Below are 15,468 nucleotides of genomic sequence, written 5' to 3' on the forward strand. Positions count from 1 at the left end.
GTGTGCGGAGGGGCAATCAGATGGGCATTTCTACGATACGATAGCGCTTATAAACCTGGGCGCCCATTTGCGTAACGGCGCTGATAACCAGGTGGTTAGACTCCAGAATCCAGGACAGCTCGGCCCATGTATAGCCTTTCTCGACGCCCTTCTTGAACATTGCAACGTACATCATGGAGTCAATCGCGCGCTTCTGGAATTCGGGGACGACTCCCATGGTGATCATGCGCAATCCGGTGATCTTATTGCGTATCTTGGTATGCCAGAGAAGCTTGATCAGTCCCAGCGGAAACAGATGGCCGTTGAGATGGATCAGCGCCTGGTTGATATCGGGCAGGGCAAGCAGGAAGGCGACCGGGCGGCCGTTATGCTCGGCCATGAACACCAGATCGGGATCTACGATCTGCTTCATGTTACGTGCAATATACGAGAATTCATCGTCCTCCAGCGGCACGAAGCCCCAATTGTACTGCCAGGCCTGATTGTACACGTCTTTGACCAACCTGATTTCGTTTTCGAAATCGTTCATCCGTATGTTGCGAAGGGTGATACTCGACCGCTTTTGCAGTTTATCCACGACCCGAACCACGCGCGGTGCGAGATCGGCTTCCTTCACCAGCTTGAACGCCAGAAGGTCCATGACCTTTTTCATTCCAAACTGCTCGGCGAGGCGCGGTTGGTACGGATGGTTATAGGGCATCATAACAACCGGCGGCAAATCAAACCCGTCGATCAAGAACCCGATCTCGTGGTTCGTGGAGAAATTCATCGGACCGCGCATTTTCTCCATACCGGCCTTCTTCAACGTGATCATGGCCACCTTGAGCAGCGGGCGGGCCACTTCCATGTCGTCGATGGTGTCGAAGAAACCGAAGAAACCGGTTTTCTCCATGTGGAAGTTGTTATGAGCGAAGTTGATACAGGTGGCACAGCGTCCCACCACCTCCCCCTCTCTCAGGGCCAAAAACAGTGTGGCGGTAGCGCTCTTATAGAATGGATTCTTGTCTCTATCAAAAAAATCGAGACGTTCGGATACCAACGGCGCAACGTAATTCCGTTCGTTTGCATACAAACGATTGGGAAGGGTGATGAATTGCTTAAGCTGAGCCCGCGACTCAACTTCGATGACGTCCACCGCTGCCATGTGTTATGAGATCAGACCTTTTTCGCGCGCGACCGTACCAACGACCTCAACCACCCGATCGAGCTGCTGATCGGTCATAGTCGCAGTGTACGATGTGCGGATCATGGCCCGCCCCGGCTGGACTGCCGGCGAGATCACCGGATTGGTAAACACACCGCGATCATAGAGGGCCTTCCAGAATGCGAAGCACTCCAGGTCCTGTCCCACAACAATAGGTACGATCGGCGTCTCGGTCTCCCCGATGTCGAGACCGAGCGCCCGGAATTCGCGTTGCATTCGTCGAGCGTTTCGCCACAGGTGATCGCGGCGCTCGGGCTCCGCCTCGATGATCTCGAGTGCGGCCAGCACGGCGGCTGCCGACGACGGCGTGATGGAGGCGGAGAAAATGAGAGACCGCGCGGTGTGCTGAATGTATTCGATGACATCGGCGTCCCCGGCCACAAAGCCGCCCAGGGCGGCAAACGACTTCGAGAACGTACCGACAATGAGATCAGTCTGTTCTGTCACTCCGAAATGTTCGGCGGTTCCGGCGCCGGTTTTCCCCAGGACCCCTACCGCATGCGCATCATCAACCATCACTCGCGCGTTGAACTTGCGCGCCAGCTTGATCAATTCCGGAAGCTTGCAGATGTCGCCTTCCATTGAAAAAACGCCGTCGACCACGACCAGCAGCCCGCCGCGAAGGCCGTTGTTGCGGATATTGGTAAGCACTCGCTCCAGGTCGGCCATATCATTGTGTGCGAATTTGTGCAACTTGCCGTACGACAGCCGGGCGCCGTCGACAATACACGCGTGGTCCTGCCGGTCGATGAGAACGGCATCGTTCTTGCCAACGAGGCAGGAAATCGTCCCCAGGTTGGTTTGGAAACCGGTCGAAAAGACCAACGCGCGCTCCTTGCCGATAAAACGCGCGAGGCGGTGTTCAAGCTCCAGGTGCAAATCGAGCGTGCCGTTGAGGAAGCGGGATCCGGTACAGCCGGATCCGAATTCCATCGCGGCCTTTGCGGCCGCCTCTTTTACTTTCGGGTGGTTGACCAGACCCAGGTAGTTATTTGATCCGGCCATGATGCAGGGCTTCCCGTCGACCACAACTTCATCGCCCGGCGCCGATTGTATCGGGTGGAAGTAGGGATAAATCCCCATGGCTCGAACATCGCGCGGCGCGGTATACGACCGGCACTTCTCGAGCAGGTCAACGAACGTGACCTCAGCATTGTCTTTGGCCTGCAAAGTGGCTCCTCTTAAACGGGGTCCGATTTCATCCAAACGCTCAGTGAACACTCCCCGGCCCATTTTGTCAAGAAATTCGCCGTAAGTCCAACGAAAAATATCAGGTTCCGGGAGGCGGATAGCTCGCTGACTAAGGGCACTCGCTATGTCGGGAACTCCGGGCCGCCGGGCCGCGGTGTTAAGACGCTCGAAGATAACGGGCTTCACCGCTGAAAACAACTATTATGTCGTTTCCTGTCACCGGGATATCGAGCGCCCTTCCCGAAAAAAAACCGGCGTCACACACCCGCGACGCCGGTTGCCATATGGAATTTGCGGCCTAGTTCTTCTTCCTGAACGCGTCCATAAAGGCGGCCAGCTTCTCGGCCCCCTCCAAAGGCAGCGCGTTGTACAGAGACACCCGGACTCCTCCCACCGATCGGTGACCCTTCAGGCCGACAAAGCCGGCTTCCTTGGCCTCGGCGATGAACTTCTTCTCGAGGTCCTCACTCGGCAGGCGCAACGTGATGTTCATCCACGAGCGGCTGTCCTTGTCGACTGTACCCCGGTAGTAGTCCGGGAACAGATCCATCATCTGGTAGATCCGTTCCTTCTTGGCGGTATTGAGCTTGTCCATGCCGGCCAGCCCGCCATTGCGCTTGATCCACTCCAGGATCAGCTTCATGACGTATATGCCGAACGCCGGTGGCGTGTTATACAGCGACTTCTCCTTCGCGTGCGTTTTGTAGCTGAGCATGGTCGGCAAACCGTCCTTGCACTGCTGCAACATGTCGTCGTGCATACACACGAGAGTGACGCCTGACGGTCCGAGGTTTTTCTGGGCCCCGGCGTAAAACATCACAAACTGGGTGTAGTCGAGTTTGCGGGACGCGATATCGGACGACATGTCGGCCACCAGCGGCACCTGACCCGTCTTCGGAAACGTGTGGTACTGCGTTCCCTTGATCGTGTTATTCGTGGTGATATGCAGGTAGCGCGAGTTGGTGGTGAATTTGATGTCGCTCATCTTCGGGATGAACCGGTAGTTCTCGTCCTTTGATGATGCGGCAAGATTCACCTCCCCAAACAGCTTTGCCTCTTTGATCGCCTTCGACGACCAGGCGCCGGTATCGACATAGGCGACCACGTCGCCGGGATTCAGCAGGTTCATCGGCAGCATAAAAAACTGCGACGATGCCCCGCCGGTCAGAAACAACACGTGATATTTGTCCGACAGTCCGAACAGCTCGCGCACCAGCGCTATGGTCGTGTCGTTGATCTCCTCGAATTCCTTCGATCGATGCGAGCTTTCCATGATAGACATGCCGGTGCCCCGGTAGTCGAGCAGTTCGTTCTGCACCTGCTGCAGGACCTCGAGCGGCAGGATCGACGGCCCGGGATTGAAATTGAATACGCGTTTAGCCATGATATGCCTCTTCGTACGGCAGCCTGCGGACCCGATGGTCCGCATCGGCCGGTTATCTATTCTCGACGTAGTCGGCGATCAGACGTTCCACGATGATGCCGATACGAGTCATGTTCTCCTTGGTCGAAGCGCCGATATGCGGCAGGAACAGCGTATTGGGAGCGTCGAACAGCGGAGACTTCTCGGGCGGGTCCGAATACCAGACGTCGGTCGCGAACCCGGCGAGTTTGCCGCTCTTGAGCGCTTCCGCCACATCCTCCTCGACACAGATCTGACCGCGGGCCGTATTCACCAAATACGCACCGTCCCTGAACTGCTTGAGCGTCTCCTTGTTGATCATACCCCGGGTGTCAGGTAACAGCGGCATGTGCAGCGATACATAGTCCGACTGCCGCAAAACGTCTTCAACCGAGTCGCATATCTCTGCCCAATCCGTGAAGTAGACGTCGGGATGCCATCCCAGGACGCGCATCCTGAACGCCTGCGCCCGGTAGGCAAGCGCCAATCCGATACGACCCAGTCCCAGAATACCCAGCGTTTTGCCATGGAGTTCGGTGCGCTCCAATTCCTTCTTGAGCCACTTGCCTTCGCGCATCGATGAGTCCGCCGGTGCCACGTTACACGCGAGTGAGATCATCATCGCAAACGCCAATTCCGCGACCGCCGTGGTCGACGCATCCGCCGTGTTGCGCACCATGATTCCCTTCTCCTGGGCATAGATGCGGTCGATATTGTCCAGACCGACCCCGCCCCGGATGACCAGCTTCATCTTCTTGGCAAGATCGATATACTCGCGGTTGACTTTGGTCTTGGAGCGAACAACAACGATCTCCGCTTCGCCCATCCGGCCCTTGTCATCGGTCACGTCGCCGTATCTGGCCAACTTCTTGGGAAGTTCGGCGTCGAACGCATCGGAAATCAAAATTAACATGTCACCATCTCCACTCGGTTAATCAGTTAGCAGACTCACGACCAAGCCGCTGAACAATTTCGGCTCGAACCAGGTCGACTTGGGCGGCATTACTTCGCCGGCATCGGCCACAGCCAGTAATTGTTGAACAGAGGTCGGATATAGTGAGAATGCGGCCTTGTACTTGCCTGAATCCACCAGCCTCACCAGCTCTCCAGTACCCCGGATGCCGCCGACGAAGTCAATCCGCTTGTCGGTCTTTGGGTCCGTAATCCCCAGCAGCGGCGCGAGGAAGTTGTCCGCCAGTACCGACGCATCGATCGACTTCGTGGGACTGGCTGCATCGAAACTCCCGTTTCTGGCCCTCAGCAGATACCAGGACCCGCCACTGTAGAGCCCGAATTCATGGGCACGCTGCGGGGCGATCTCTCCCCCGTGCCGGCTGACCTCGAACTTCGCCGAGGCCTGTTCCAGCAACGTTTCGAGCGTGTGTCCGTTGAGATCCTTCACGACCCGATTGTACGGCAGGATGCGGAGTTCCTCAGCCGGGAACAGAACATTCAGAAAGAAATTGAACGGCTCGTTGCCGGTGTAGCCCGGGGTCTTTTCACGCATGCGACGGCAGACCTCCGACGCGGCGGCCGAGCGATGGTGTCCGTCCGCGATATAGAGCACCGGCAGCTTCGCGAACGCATCGACAAGCATGGTGATATCGTCTTCACGGCTGACCACCCACAACTCCTGACGAACGCTGCCGGGCGTCTCAAAATCGACAACGGGAGGTGTCGACGTAACCTTTTTGATCGCCGCCGAAGTCGCGGCGGACGCCTTGTAGGTGGAGAACACCAGCCCGACCTGCGCCTCAAGTGTCATGATATGGTTGGCGCGGTCGACCATCTTCTCCGGGCGGATATGCTCGTGTTTCCTGATCAATCCCCGGTCGTACTCATCGACTGAGGACAAGGCGGCAAGTCCCGTCTGGCTTCGCCCCTGCCAGCTCAGCCGGTAGATATAGAAGCACGGTGTCGGGTCCTGAATCAGCACACCCTCACGGAACAACTTGAACAGGTTGTCTCGTCCGCGTTTGTACACGTCCCGGGAGTACGGATCAAAATCGGGTGGAAACTCAAGTTCTGCCTTGTCGACGCGCAGAAACGTGATGGGGTTTCCCTCGGCCATGGCCCGGGCTTCTTCGCTGCTGAGCACATCGTAAGGGGGGCAAGCCACCTTCGCGGCCCTGTCTGGGGTCGGCCGCAGGCCACGGAACGGTCGAACGATCGCCACAATTCACCTCGCTAGTACAATCGGCCATTGTGAACCATTTCACAGGTGCGCCAATATACTAGACCTCCCCCGAAACACAACCGAAAACGGACTCGGCCTGCCGTTCACAGGCGTCGCCCGGCACCGGGTTCAGTTTGACGCGTCTAGCGAAAGTCCAAGCGCCTTAAACAGAAAGCACCATTCATCGACGGTTTCCTCTATCTGCCGACTGATCGGCTTTCCCTGCCCGTGACCCGCTTTAGACTCAATCCTCAGAAGCACGGGCGTGTCCGGACCGACTGCCGCCTGCATCCTCGCTGCAAATTTCCGCGCGTGCAGCGGGTCAACCCGGGAGTCCGATTCGGCGGCCGTGAGCAGGAGCGCGGGGTAGTTCTCCCCCGGTCTGATGTGATGATACGGCGAATAGCGATGGAGGAAGGCGAATTGCGCGGAGTCCTCGGCCGAACCGTACTCCGGCACCCAGAGCCGCGCGATAAGAAACAGGTGGTAGCGGAGCATGTCCAGCAGCGGCACGCCGCAGATCGCGGCGCGGCACAAATCGGGGCGCTGCGTAATCACCGCCCCGATCAGCAGACCGCCATTGGATCCGCCCTCGATCGCGAGGCGCTCCGGTGATGTCAACCCCTCGCGGAACAGATACTCGGCGGCCGCGATGAAATCGTCGAACGTGTTTTGCTTTTGCTCGAGCATTCCGGCCCGGTGCCATCGTTCTCCATACTCACCCCCGCCACGGAGGTGGGGGTATGCAAACAGTCCGCCGCGTTTGAACCACAGGGAGAGAGTCTTGGAGAAATACGGTTTCTGGGAAACGTTGAAGCCGCCGTATCCGTAGAGGAGGACCGGATTGGCGCTGTCGCGCGGCGCATCACGCCGCCCAACCAGAAACATGGAGATTGGCGTCTTATCGAGTGACTCGTACCAGACCATCCGAACGTCGATATCGCTCAAATCGATGTCGATATCGAGCCGATCGTAGAGGCTCAGCAGTTTGGCGGCAAACTCGTAGCGAAACACGGTGGGTGGAAAGTTGAACGATTCGAACAGAAAAAACATCTCGGAGCCGCCAGGCTCGCCGTATATCGATGTGACTGAGCCCAATGTTGGAAGAGTAATGCTCTCCTCCAGAATACCATCATACGAATAGATGTCGAGCCGGCCGGCAGCGTTCTCAAGTGAGTGGACCACCAGACGATGGGCGATAACCTGCACCGACTGGATCGTCCGGTTCTCTTCCGGAATGATCTCCGCCCACGCCGTCCGTTCGGGATGATCATAGGAGCCGGAAAGCACCCGGTTACCCGGTGCATCAAGATCAGTCAATACGAAGAAACGACCGTCATCGGGAATAATCTCGAAATACGCATCGGCGTCTTCGGTCAGCAGTCGGATGCCGTTCTCGTCCCGGTAATAAAGATCCGTTTGTCGGGAACCGGTATACGCGCCAAAAAACACATGGTCGCCGTTTGGCGACATCGTCACCCACGGCCAGTCCGTCTTGGTCAATTGATCGCCAAACACGAGTGGGTCATTCCGCCAGTCCGAGCCGAGTTCGTGGTAGTAGACGCGACGATAGTAATTCTCATCGCCGGACGGCACCGTCCCGGGTTCGGGGAATCGGGTGTAGTAAAAGCCGGCATTGTCGGCTTCCCACGCGAGTGCAGCCGCCCGGGTGAAGGGAATGGAATCGGGCAGCAACGTCAGGGACTTCGTTTCCAATACGTACAGTGTCGAGAGTTCCGACCCGGATGATGATAGACCATAGGCGATCAGCGCGCCGTCGGGTGAGACAAAATACCAGTCGAGCGCTACCGTGTTGTCGCCCGTGATGGCGTTCGGATCCATGAGCTTTTCCCGCGACCCGGCCGGGCCGCGCTTCATGTACAGCACCGCATGGTCCTGACCGGCCTCACGTTCGGTCCAGAAGTACATATCCCCGCAGGGTTGAGGCGGGGTGATGGCGCCGACATGCATCAGGTCGCGGATCTCCCCTTCCAGAGTCTCGCGGCCCGGATACGAGTCCACATAGTCTCTGAAGTGCCGATACTGGGCTTCGGTCCAGGCATGAACCTGGGGATCACCGCCGTCCTCGAGCCACCGATAGGGATCGGCGACAGCGACGCCGAAGAGGGTGTCCGTCACCGTATCAACTGGAGTCGGCGGAGGGGCCGTGAGGACTGTCGTGCAGAGACACATAGGGGCCAGGACACCGGCCATGGCCATAGGGACGAGGGATCGCCAACGGATCATCAATACACCTCCTGGAGCGCACGCGCGCGTCTTTCGGCGAATATATGGCCCGGGCGAGTGGACGCAAAGCAATAGAAAACGGGCCGCCCGAAAGAGCGGCCCGTCGAGAAGTCACTGACGTCTGGAAGGACTACTTCATGTGCTTGCTGACCAGCTTGGTCATCTCGAACATGGAGACCTTCTTCTTGCCGCCGAAGACCGCTTTGAGCTTGTCGTCGGCGTTGATCATCCGCTTGTTAACCGAATCCTGCAGGCCGTTCTTCTTGATGTAGGCCCAGAGCTTCTTGGTCACCTCAGTACGCGGCATGGCCTTCCCGCCGACCACAGCACTCAGGTCGGTCGAGAGTTCCATCGGGCGCATGAAGGCAGGATTCGGTTTCCGCTTAGCGGCTTTTTTCTTCGGCGCCTTCTTAGCGGCTTTCTTTTTGGCTGTTTTCTTTTTGGCGGTTTTCTTCTTCGCCGGCTTCTTAGTCGCTTTCTTCTTTGCGGTTTTCTTCTTCGCCGGCTTCTTCGTCGCCTTCTTCGCGACTTTCTTCTTCGTGGCCTTCTTCGTCGCTTTCTTCTTCGTTGCCTTCTTCGCGACTTTCTTCGCCGGCTTCTTTGCGGTTTTCTTCTTTGCGACTGCCATGTGTTGCTCCTTCAGCATTGAGGGTTGCTTATGAACATTGCGTCAGTGTTGCTTCCTCACCGACGGACGGTACCGACTGCACTGGTTGTCGCGGTTGTCTCGGTAACATCCAAGCGAAAAGTACCATAGTGCTAAAAATTTTTGCAAGGAAAAATATGAGGGGGGAAGAAAAAAGTTGACTGCGTTTCACCGCACACGTGACCCCATTCCGAGCCCGGCGCGCGTCGGAATCATCACGCGCGGGTCAGTTCGATCACCGGCGCCTCCGGTGGACACCCCAGTCGAAAGGGGAACCAGTGTCCCACACCGGACGACGTATACAACTGAGAACCGTTCTTGCGATAGTGCCCCCAGAGATACCGGTCGGGCCAGTAGGGCTCGAACAGCGATCGACCAAACAGTCCGATCTGCCCCCCATGAGTGTGACCGGCCAGAGTCAATTCTATCCCGCGCCGGGCCGCGTGGTCGAACGCGTCGGGGCGATGACTCATCAGAACGGTGAACGCCTGCCCCGAGGAGCGCTCCAGAGTTGTGTCGATGGCGCGCTCGAAGAAGGTTGTTTGTTTCGTTCCCATGCGACGCGGGTCGTCGATCCCCGCTACCCGCAGGCTGGCCGTACCCGTGGCAATCGTCACGGCGCGATCGACCAGCAGAGGAACGGTTGAGGCGTCGTGGATGCGCCGCACGGCGTCGACGCCCCGGAAGTACTCGTGATTACCGAGCGACGCAAACGCCCCGTACGGAGCGCGAAGCTCGTCGATAAGGCGCAGGGCGTCTGGGAGCTGCCGCAGATCATCGGCCACATCGCCCGTCACCAGCACCAGGTCCGGACGAAGTGACTCTGCTTTCGTCAGGACGTCCTCCAGATCGGCCACCGTGACGTACTCCCTGAGATGAAGATCCGACAGATGCAGGATCCGGAAGCCTTCCAGCTCCGTCGGCAGCGACGAAAAGCGAAATCGTTGGAGTTCCACGTTCACGCCGCTGAACGACCGAGCCATCCCGGAGACCCCCATCGACGCGACAATCACGGGGGCTGCAGCGGCGGCGCGCTTGAGTAGCAGGCGACGCTCAGGCTGGGGCGGTTCGTCGCGCGGGTGCAGCAGACGACGAATGTACCTGATCAGCCGGGCAGTCAAAAACACGACGCCCGAGACGAAGAGCGCCAGAACCATACCCACCTCGAGAACAAACACGAGTGACGTGAAAAGGGCGAAGGCGTAGGAGAGACGATCGATACCTGCCCACTCTGCAGCGCCCCAGAACAGCAGTAGAACGATCCCCGTAACGGGCAGGGACCAGGCCAGACGTCTGATCCAGCGATATGCCCACCACTCCCGGTTAAGCAGCCGGAGCAATAGCATATCGAGTAACCCGAAAAAGCCGATGACGAGGGTGAGAAATATGCCGAAGTAAAGGACTCTGCTCATGGGCGTACACAATCCGGTTTCACGAGGTTATACGCAGGCCACTGCCGGACGGTCACTATTTTGCTAACGGATATTCGGTGATATGGTTCCGTAGCGACGCACTCCGACTCGGGGTCTCCAGAGCTACTTCCGCCAGACAGACGGGCGCAGACACACCAGAACAGTGAAGATCTCAAGCCTTCCGAGGAGCATGGATGCGACCAGGATCCACTTCCCCGGTACCGGAATCCAGCCGTAATGCTCGATGACCCCGATCCCGGCGAGACCCGGTCCGACATTTCCGATCGTCGCGATTGATACGGAAATGGCTGTGACAAAATCAGGAACGAAAAGCGTCATGAGAAGGGCAGTCAGCACGAAGAGGCTGGTAAAAAGCGCAAAAAAGGCAAGGACGCTGTTGACCTGAGCCTCGTCCACCACCTGCTTGCCGACCTTCACCGGCATCACCAGTCGCGGCTGAGTCCGTTTCCGGATGGCATTGTAACTCGCCTTGGCGGCAATCATGATTCGTACCATTTTCATGCCGCCTGCGGTCGATCCCGCGCAGCCCCCGAAAAACATGAGCAAGAGAAGCGAGAAGCGGAGAAAGTCGGGCCACAGGTCGAAGTCAGCGGTGACGAAACCGGTCGTCGTCACGATCGAAACCGTTTGGAATGCCGCCATGCGAAAACAGCGATACAGAGACGTGACATAGTCGGCTTGCTGGGCATAATGGGCCGCAAAGGAAGCTTCCGACGGCTGGCTGTGCCGCCACGATCGCATGGCGTCATCAAGCGGCGCGAGCCCCTTCAGGTACAACAGCGCCGTGCCCACGATGACGGCCGCGATAATCACCCCGTTGTAGAACTTGAACTCCGGGTCGCGGAACACCGGGCCAAGCTTGCCCCGGAGCGCTCGATAATGCAGAAGGAAATTGACGCCCCCAAGCCACATGAAGACAATGATCACCCACCGTATAAAATCGGAATCGTAGGCGGCGATAGATGAATTCTGGGTGGAAAAACCGCCGGTAGCAAGCGTCGCAAACGCGTGGCAAACGGCCTCGAACAGCGACATCCCTCCCAGCCAGAGCGCCGCTGTCAGAATACCGGTCAACAGGCCGTAAACACTCCAGAGGATCGTGGTCGTTTGCGAGAGACGAGGCGACAACTTATCCTTGCTGGGACCGGGAACTTCGCTTTTGAACATCTGGTAAGCCGTCACACCCAGACCCGGGAAGACCACGATAGCCAGGGTGATTATCCCCATGCCGCCGAGCCATTGCGTGAGTGCCCTTAGAAAGAGAATACTGCGGGGGGCAGCTTCGATATCCGCCAGTATGGTCGCCCCGGTGGTAGTGAATCCGGACATTATCTCGAAATAAGCGTCTGTAAAGGCGGCAAACCAGGTATACGACGGCGTGCCCCCGCCGAATTTCAGCCAGATGAACATCGGGAGGCAACTGAAAAGTGTCAGGATAACCCAGCCGATACAGACGATCGCCAGGCCCTCCTTGATCCCCTGCAGACTGCGTCCTCCCCGGAACAGACGGACGGCAATCGAGCCGAGACCAACCAGCAGCACTACCGCGAGAACGAACCCGTATACGTCGGGGTGGCCCGCTGCGGCGAACCAGCCGCCGGCCCGATTATCGTACACACCGATCGCCAGCGGCGCCAGCAGCGCCAGCCCCATGATTTGCATGAGCTTGCCGACTGAAAACGCTATCGCGGTTTTATGCATCGGAACTCCTACCCGAACAAACCGCGCGGCTTGAACAATTTGGCGAAGGTCGGCAGGTGACGGTGGTGCGTGATAACGATGATGTGGTCGCCCGTCTGGATCTCCGTCTCACCGTCGGGCAGAACAATGCGCTCGTCGCGGACGATTATCCCGATGATCGCCCCCGCTTTGAACTGCCGAGCGATGCGCTTGACTTTCTGACCGGCAATTTCGCTCTCCGGTTCGACGATATATCGCGCAGCCTCGATATCGATATTCGATAGCTCGACTACCGCCCCGATGTGCCCACGCGCGATGATATCGAGGATCGCCCGGGCTGCGGTCAGACGAGGATTGATGACATGGTCGATTCCGATCGAATTGAACAGGCGGTCGTGCCTCGTCTCGGTCGAAGTCGCCACGACCTCGTGCGCCCCCTCCGCCTTGGCGAGCAATGTCGAGAGGATATTGTAGTCCGAGGAGTCGGACACGGATATGAAAAAGGACGCCGAGTTGACGTTAAGTTCGCGCAGCAGATCGGCGTTGGTGCAATCCCCGTGGATAACGCTGATCTTGTCGTACCGACCGGCTATGGTCTCGGCAAGGCTGTAATTCGGGGTTATCAGCGTAGAGTGGTGTTCCGCCCGGCTCAACGCCCATCCCATTTGCTCGAATGCAAATGAATCCCCGCTCACCAGAATCTTGCGGTTCTTCTTTCGCTCGATCCCTACCAGGTCCAGAAAGACGTCGAGCGACTCACGAGGGAACAGCGTGTAGACGATGTCTCCCGGTTCGAAGCGTGTGTTACCGGTCGGAATCATTCCCTTGCCGCCGCGGCTGATGGCGGCAAAGAGGACCACTGACGGGCTGATTTCCTGCCTGACCTCCATCGGAGTCTTCCCCGCCAGCTTCATATTGTCGCGGAGCCGGTATCCGCGCAGCAGGATTCGTCCCTCCTCGAAGTTCGCCGCGTCGATCGCATGGGGCGTCTCGACATACTGCATGACTTGATCGACGATTACCTGTTCGGGATGGATCACCGAAGTAATGCCCAGCCGGCCGAGATCGACTATTGATTGCGCACTGATGAACTCAGGAGAGCGAAGCCGTGCGATGCGGCGTTTCACTTCGTATTGCGACGCCAGGGCACAGACAACCATGTTGACTTCGTCGATCGGCGTTACCGCCAGGACCATATCGGCCTCGTCGATGCCGGCCCGACGAAGCATCTCGGGCGAGGAACCCGAGCCCTGGATAATCTGCACATCGAGCTTCTGTGCGATTGACTCGCACAAGTCGGCGTTCAATTCGATTACCGACAGCTGATGTTTCTCTTTCAGCAGGTGCTCGGCCAGCGACGAGCCGACCACGCCGCCGCCGACTATAACAATACGCATAATGGAGTCTGCCTCTAAGTACTCGTCGGCCTCTTGTTCCACCGACCCGCCTGAAACAGGTCGGACGCGCTGGTCGTGCTAAATGACGGCCCTCATACAGACGAGCGCAAACTAATATTTCGACCGACCGGGCGGGAACCGACGGCGGCGATCGGCGCTTTCACAAATAGCGCGCTGCGCACAACGACAATGAAGGAAATCATGACCGATCAGACGTTTGACCACTCCGTATCGCCCGACAGCGGCAAGCCGACTGAGACCGTTGCGGCCACCCCACAGACTCCCGCAGCCGGCAAGCGGAAGGGATTTCTGAAGTTTCCCCGAAGCTGGCGGGAGGTGAAGCAACTGGGCTGGAAGTTTGTTGTCGGGTTCATCCTGTTCTACCTCGTCCGCGACCTGATCCTGTACGTGCTCATTCCGTACCTGATTATCAAAGGCGTTATCAGCCTGTAGTCATCGGCACATCTCGTGGACTCCGGGAGCCGCATAAAGGAAAAAAACCGGCTCCGTTGAGCCGGTTTTTTCACGCCCGATGACCCGAAGGTCAGAGCCCGTAAATCTCGCCGTACTTGGCTTTCATGTACGACATGAGGGGCTCATGCGAGAGCGGTTTGCCGGTGACTTTTTCGCACAGCACGTTGGCCCGGTATCGCTGGCCGTGCCGGTGAATGTTTTTGCGCAACCAGCCGAGCAGTCTGCTGAAATCTCCCCGCCGGAAGTCATCTTCGAGACCCGGCATATCGGCTTTCGCCTTCGCGAAGAACTGGGCGGAATACAGATTGCCGAGGGCGTAGGTCGGGAAGTACCCGATCAGTCCCGATGACCAGTGCACGTCCTGCAGGCAGCCGTTGGCGTCCTTGTCGACCTCGATACCGAGGTATTCCTTGAACCGCTTGTTCCACTCCCCGTTCATGTCTTTTGGCCTGATCTCGCGTTTCGTCATGGCGCGTTCCAGTTCGAACCGCAGCATGATGTGCAGGTTGTAGGTGGCTTCGTCGGCCTCAACGCGTATGTACGACGGTTTCACGAAGTTCACGGCCCCGTAGAAATCGTCGAGCGAAACGTCGGCCAGCGAATCCCTGAAGATCCGTTTGGCCTGCGGCAGGAAGTACTCCCAGAAGGCTTTCGAGCGTCCCACCTGGTTCTCCCACATCCGCGATTGCGACTCGTGTATACCCAGCGAGCAGGACTCGCCCATCGGGGTACCGAAGTGCTTCTGCTTTTCGAGGCCCATCTCGTAGAGGGCGTGGCCGGCCTCATGCATGGTGCCGAACAGGGCGTCGTTCAGGCGGTTGGGATTGTAGCGGGTCAGGATACGGGTGTCGCCGGGGCCGATCCCGGTACAAAACGGGTGCGTGGTGATATCCAGGCGACCGGCCTGGAAGTCGTACCCCATGGCGGCAGCCACGGACTCTCCGAAGATTCTTTGTTTGTCGACATCGTAGGCCCGGTGGACGATCGATTCGTCGGGTTTCTTCTTCGCCGATTTGATCGCCCCCACCAGCGGTACGAGCTCCTTGCGGAGCCCGGCAAAAGCCGACTCCACCTGTGCGACGGTGGCACCCGGCTCGTATCCGTCGAGCAACGCGTTGTACGGCTCTCCCTCATACCCGAATGCCTCGGCCTTCTTCAGAATCAGATCGAGGACCTTTTCGAGCCAGGGGACGAACATGGCAAAGTCGGATTTCTTCCGGGCTTCGGCCCACACCGGAGTGGCCTGCGCCGTGGTTTTGGCCAGCGCCTCCACCAGGTCATTGGGCAGTTTGGTCTGTTTATCGTACTCGTGGCGAAGCTCGCGGAGGTTCGCGGCCGCTTCCGACTCGGGGTCTTTGACGAGGTCGGAGCTTTCGGCGGTTGCGATCAACTCGCCAATTCTGGGATTAACAAACTGTTCGTGGCACATGCGCGCTATCAAACCGATTTGTTCGGAGCGGTGCGCCACGCCGTTTTTCGGCATGTAGGTTTCCTGATCCCAGTGTAGAACCGACACGGTCGACGCCAGTGTCGATATCTCTTTGCATTTCCTGAGAAGCTCGTCGTATGCAGTCTGTGGTGTCATGACTATCTCCTTCGCCCCAGCGGGCGCATCTGC

The 15,468-nt window shown here is 58.1% G+C and carries 12 protein-coding genes; 1 reads left to right on the forward strand and 11 read right to left on the reverse strand.

Annotated elements, in window-relative coordinates:
- Window positions 1-16: 16 nt before the first annotated feature.
- The 10 genes from RBT76_12185 to trkA form a co-directional block, all read right to left on the reverse strand.
- Window positions 17-1,144, reverse strand: a complete 1,128-nt coding sequence (locus RBT76_12185) for an N-acetyltransferase (protein ID MDX9858542.1) — start codon at window positions 1,142-1,144, stop codon at window positions 17-19.
- A gap of 3 nt (window positions 1,145-1,147) precedes the next feature.
- Window positions 1,148-2,374, reverse strand: a complete 1,227-nt coding sequence (locus RBT76_12190; GenBank protein MDX9858543.1) for a pyridoxal phosphate-dependent aminotransferase family protein — start codon at window positions 2,372-2,374, stop codon at window positions 1,148-1,150.
- Window positions 2,375-2,693: 319 nt separating this feature from the next.
- A complete protein-coding gene (gene serC, locus RBT76_12195; GenBank protein MDX9858544.1) occupies window positions 2,694-3,779 on the reverse strand; it encodes a 3-phosphoserine/phosphohydroxythreonine transaminase in 1,086 nt (361 codons plus the stop codon).
- Between the two features lie 52 nt (window positions 3,780-3,831).
- A complete protein-coding gene (locus tag RBT76_12200; GenBank protein ID MDX9858545.1) occupies window positions 3,832-4,710 on the reverse strand; it encodes a hydroxyacid dehydrogenase in 879 nt (292 codons plus the stop codon).
- 18 nt (window positions 4,711-4,728) lie between these two features.
- Entirely contained in the window at window positions 4,729-5,973 is a 1,245-nt protein-coding gene (locus tag RBT76_12205; GenBank protein ID MDX9858546.1) for a DUF1015 family protein, read from the reverse strand.
- A 129-nt stretch (window positions 5,974-6,102) separates the two neighbouring features.
- Complete coding sequence (locus tag RBT76_12210) at window positions 6,103-8,220, reverse strand: prolyl oligopeptidase family serine peptidase (GenBank protein ID MDX9858547.1); 2,118 nt, start codon at window positions 8,218-8,220, stop codon at window positions 6,103-6,105.
- Between the two features lie 130 nt (window positions 8,221-8,350).
- Complete coding sequence (locus RBT76_12215; protein ID MDX9858548.1) at window positions 8,351-8,848, reverse strand: SWIB/MDM2 domain-containing protein; 498 nt, start codon at window positions 8,846-8,848, stop codon at window positions 8,351-8,353.
- Between the two features lie 233 nt (window positions 8,849-9,081).
- Entirely contained in the window at window positions 9,082-10,278 is a 1,197-nt protein-coding gene (locus RBT76_12220) for a metallophosphoesterase (GenBank protein ID MDX9858549.1), read from the reverse strand.
- Between the two features lie 123 nt (window positions 10,279-10,401).
- Window positions 10,402-12,000 (reverse strand): TrkH family potassium uptake protein, encoded by a 1,599-nt coding sequence (locus RBT76_12225; GenBank protein ID MDX9858550.1) that lies wholly within the window; start codon window positions 11,998-12,000, stop codon window positions 10,402-10,404.
- 8 nt (window positions 12,001-12,008) lie between these two features.
- Window positions 12,009-13,376 carry a Trk system potassium transporter TrkA gene (trkA, locus tag RBT76_12230; protein ID MDX9858551.1) on the reverse strand — a complete coding sequence of 456 codons (1,368 nt, stop codon included), beginning with the start codon at window positions 13,374-13,376 and terminating at the stop codon, window positions 12,009-12,011.
- A 201-nt stretch (window positions 13,377-13,577) separates the two neighbouring features.
- On the opposite strand from trkA, the gene RBT76_12235 reads away from it, so the two are divergent.
- Complete coding sequence (locus RBT76_12235; protein MDX9858552.1) at window positions 13,578-13,829, forward strand: hypothetical protein; 252 nt, start codon at window positions 13,578-13,580, stop codon at window positions 13,827-13,829.
- A gap of 91 nt (window positions 13,830-13,920) precedes the next feature.
- Here the strand turns inward: RBT76_12235 and RBT76_12240 are convergent, their stop codons facing one another.
- Window positions 13,921-15,435: a carboxypeptidase M32 gene (locus tag RBT76_12240; GenBank protein MDX9858553.1), complete on the reverse strand. Its 1,515-nt coding sequence runs from the start codon at window positions 15,433-15,435 to the stop codon at window positions 13,921-13,923.
- Window positions 15,436-15,468 lie beyond the last annotated feature (33 nt).

Source organism: Candidatus Zixiibacteriota bacterium (assembly GCA_034003725.1).
Taxonomy (GTDB): Bacteria; Zixibacteria; MSB-5A5; order GN15; family FEB-12; genus WJMS01.

Coding starts and splice junctions, on each gene's coding strand:
- RBT76_12185 (MDX9858542.1), bottom strand. CDS start 1,144: ATGGCAGCGGTGGACGTCATCGAAGTTGAGTCGCGGGCTCAGCTTAAG.
- serC (MDX9858544.1), bottom strand. CDS start 3,779: ATGGCTAAACGCGTATTCAATTTCAATCCCGGGCCGTCGATCCTGCCG.
- RBT76_12200 (MDX9858545.1), bottom strand. CDS start 4,710: ATGTTAATTTTGATTTCCGATGCGTTCGACGCCGAACTTCCCAAGAAG.
- RBT76_12210 (MDX9858547.1), bottom strand. CDS start 8,220: ATGATCCGTTGGCGATCCCTCGTCCCTATGGCCATGGCCGGTGTCCTG.
- RBT76_12215 (MDX9858548.1), bottom strand. CDS start 8,848: ATGGCAGTCGCAAAGAAGAAAACCGCAAAGAAGCCGGCGAAGAAAGTC.
- RBT76_12220 (MDX9858549.1), bottom strand. CDS start 10,278: ATGAGCAGAGTCCTTTACTTCGGCATATTTCTCACCCTCGTCATCGGC.
- RBT76_12225 (MDX9858550.1), bottom strand. CDS start 12,000: ATGCATAAAACCGCGATAGCGTTTTCAGTCGGCAAGCTCATGCAAATC.
- trkA (MDX9858551.1), bottom strand. CDS start 13,376: ATGCGTATTGTTATAGTCGGCGGCGGCGTGGTCGGCTCGTCGCTGGCC.
- RBT76_12235 (MDX9858552.1), top strand. CDS start 13,578: ATGACCGATCAGACGTTTGACCACTCCGTATCGCCCGACAGCGGCAAG.
- RBT76_12240 (MDX9858553.1), bottom strand. CDS start 15,435: ATGACACCACAGACTGCATACGACGAGCTTCTCAGGAAATGCAAAGAG.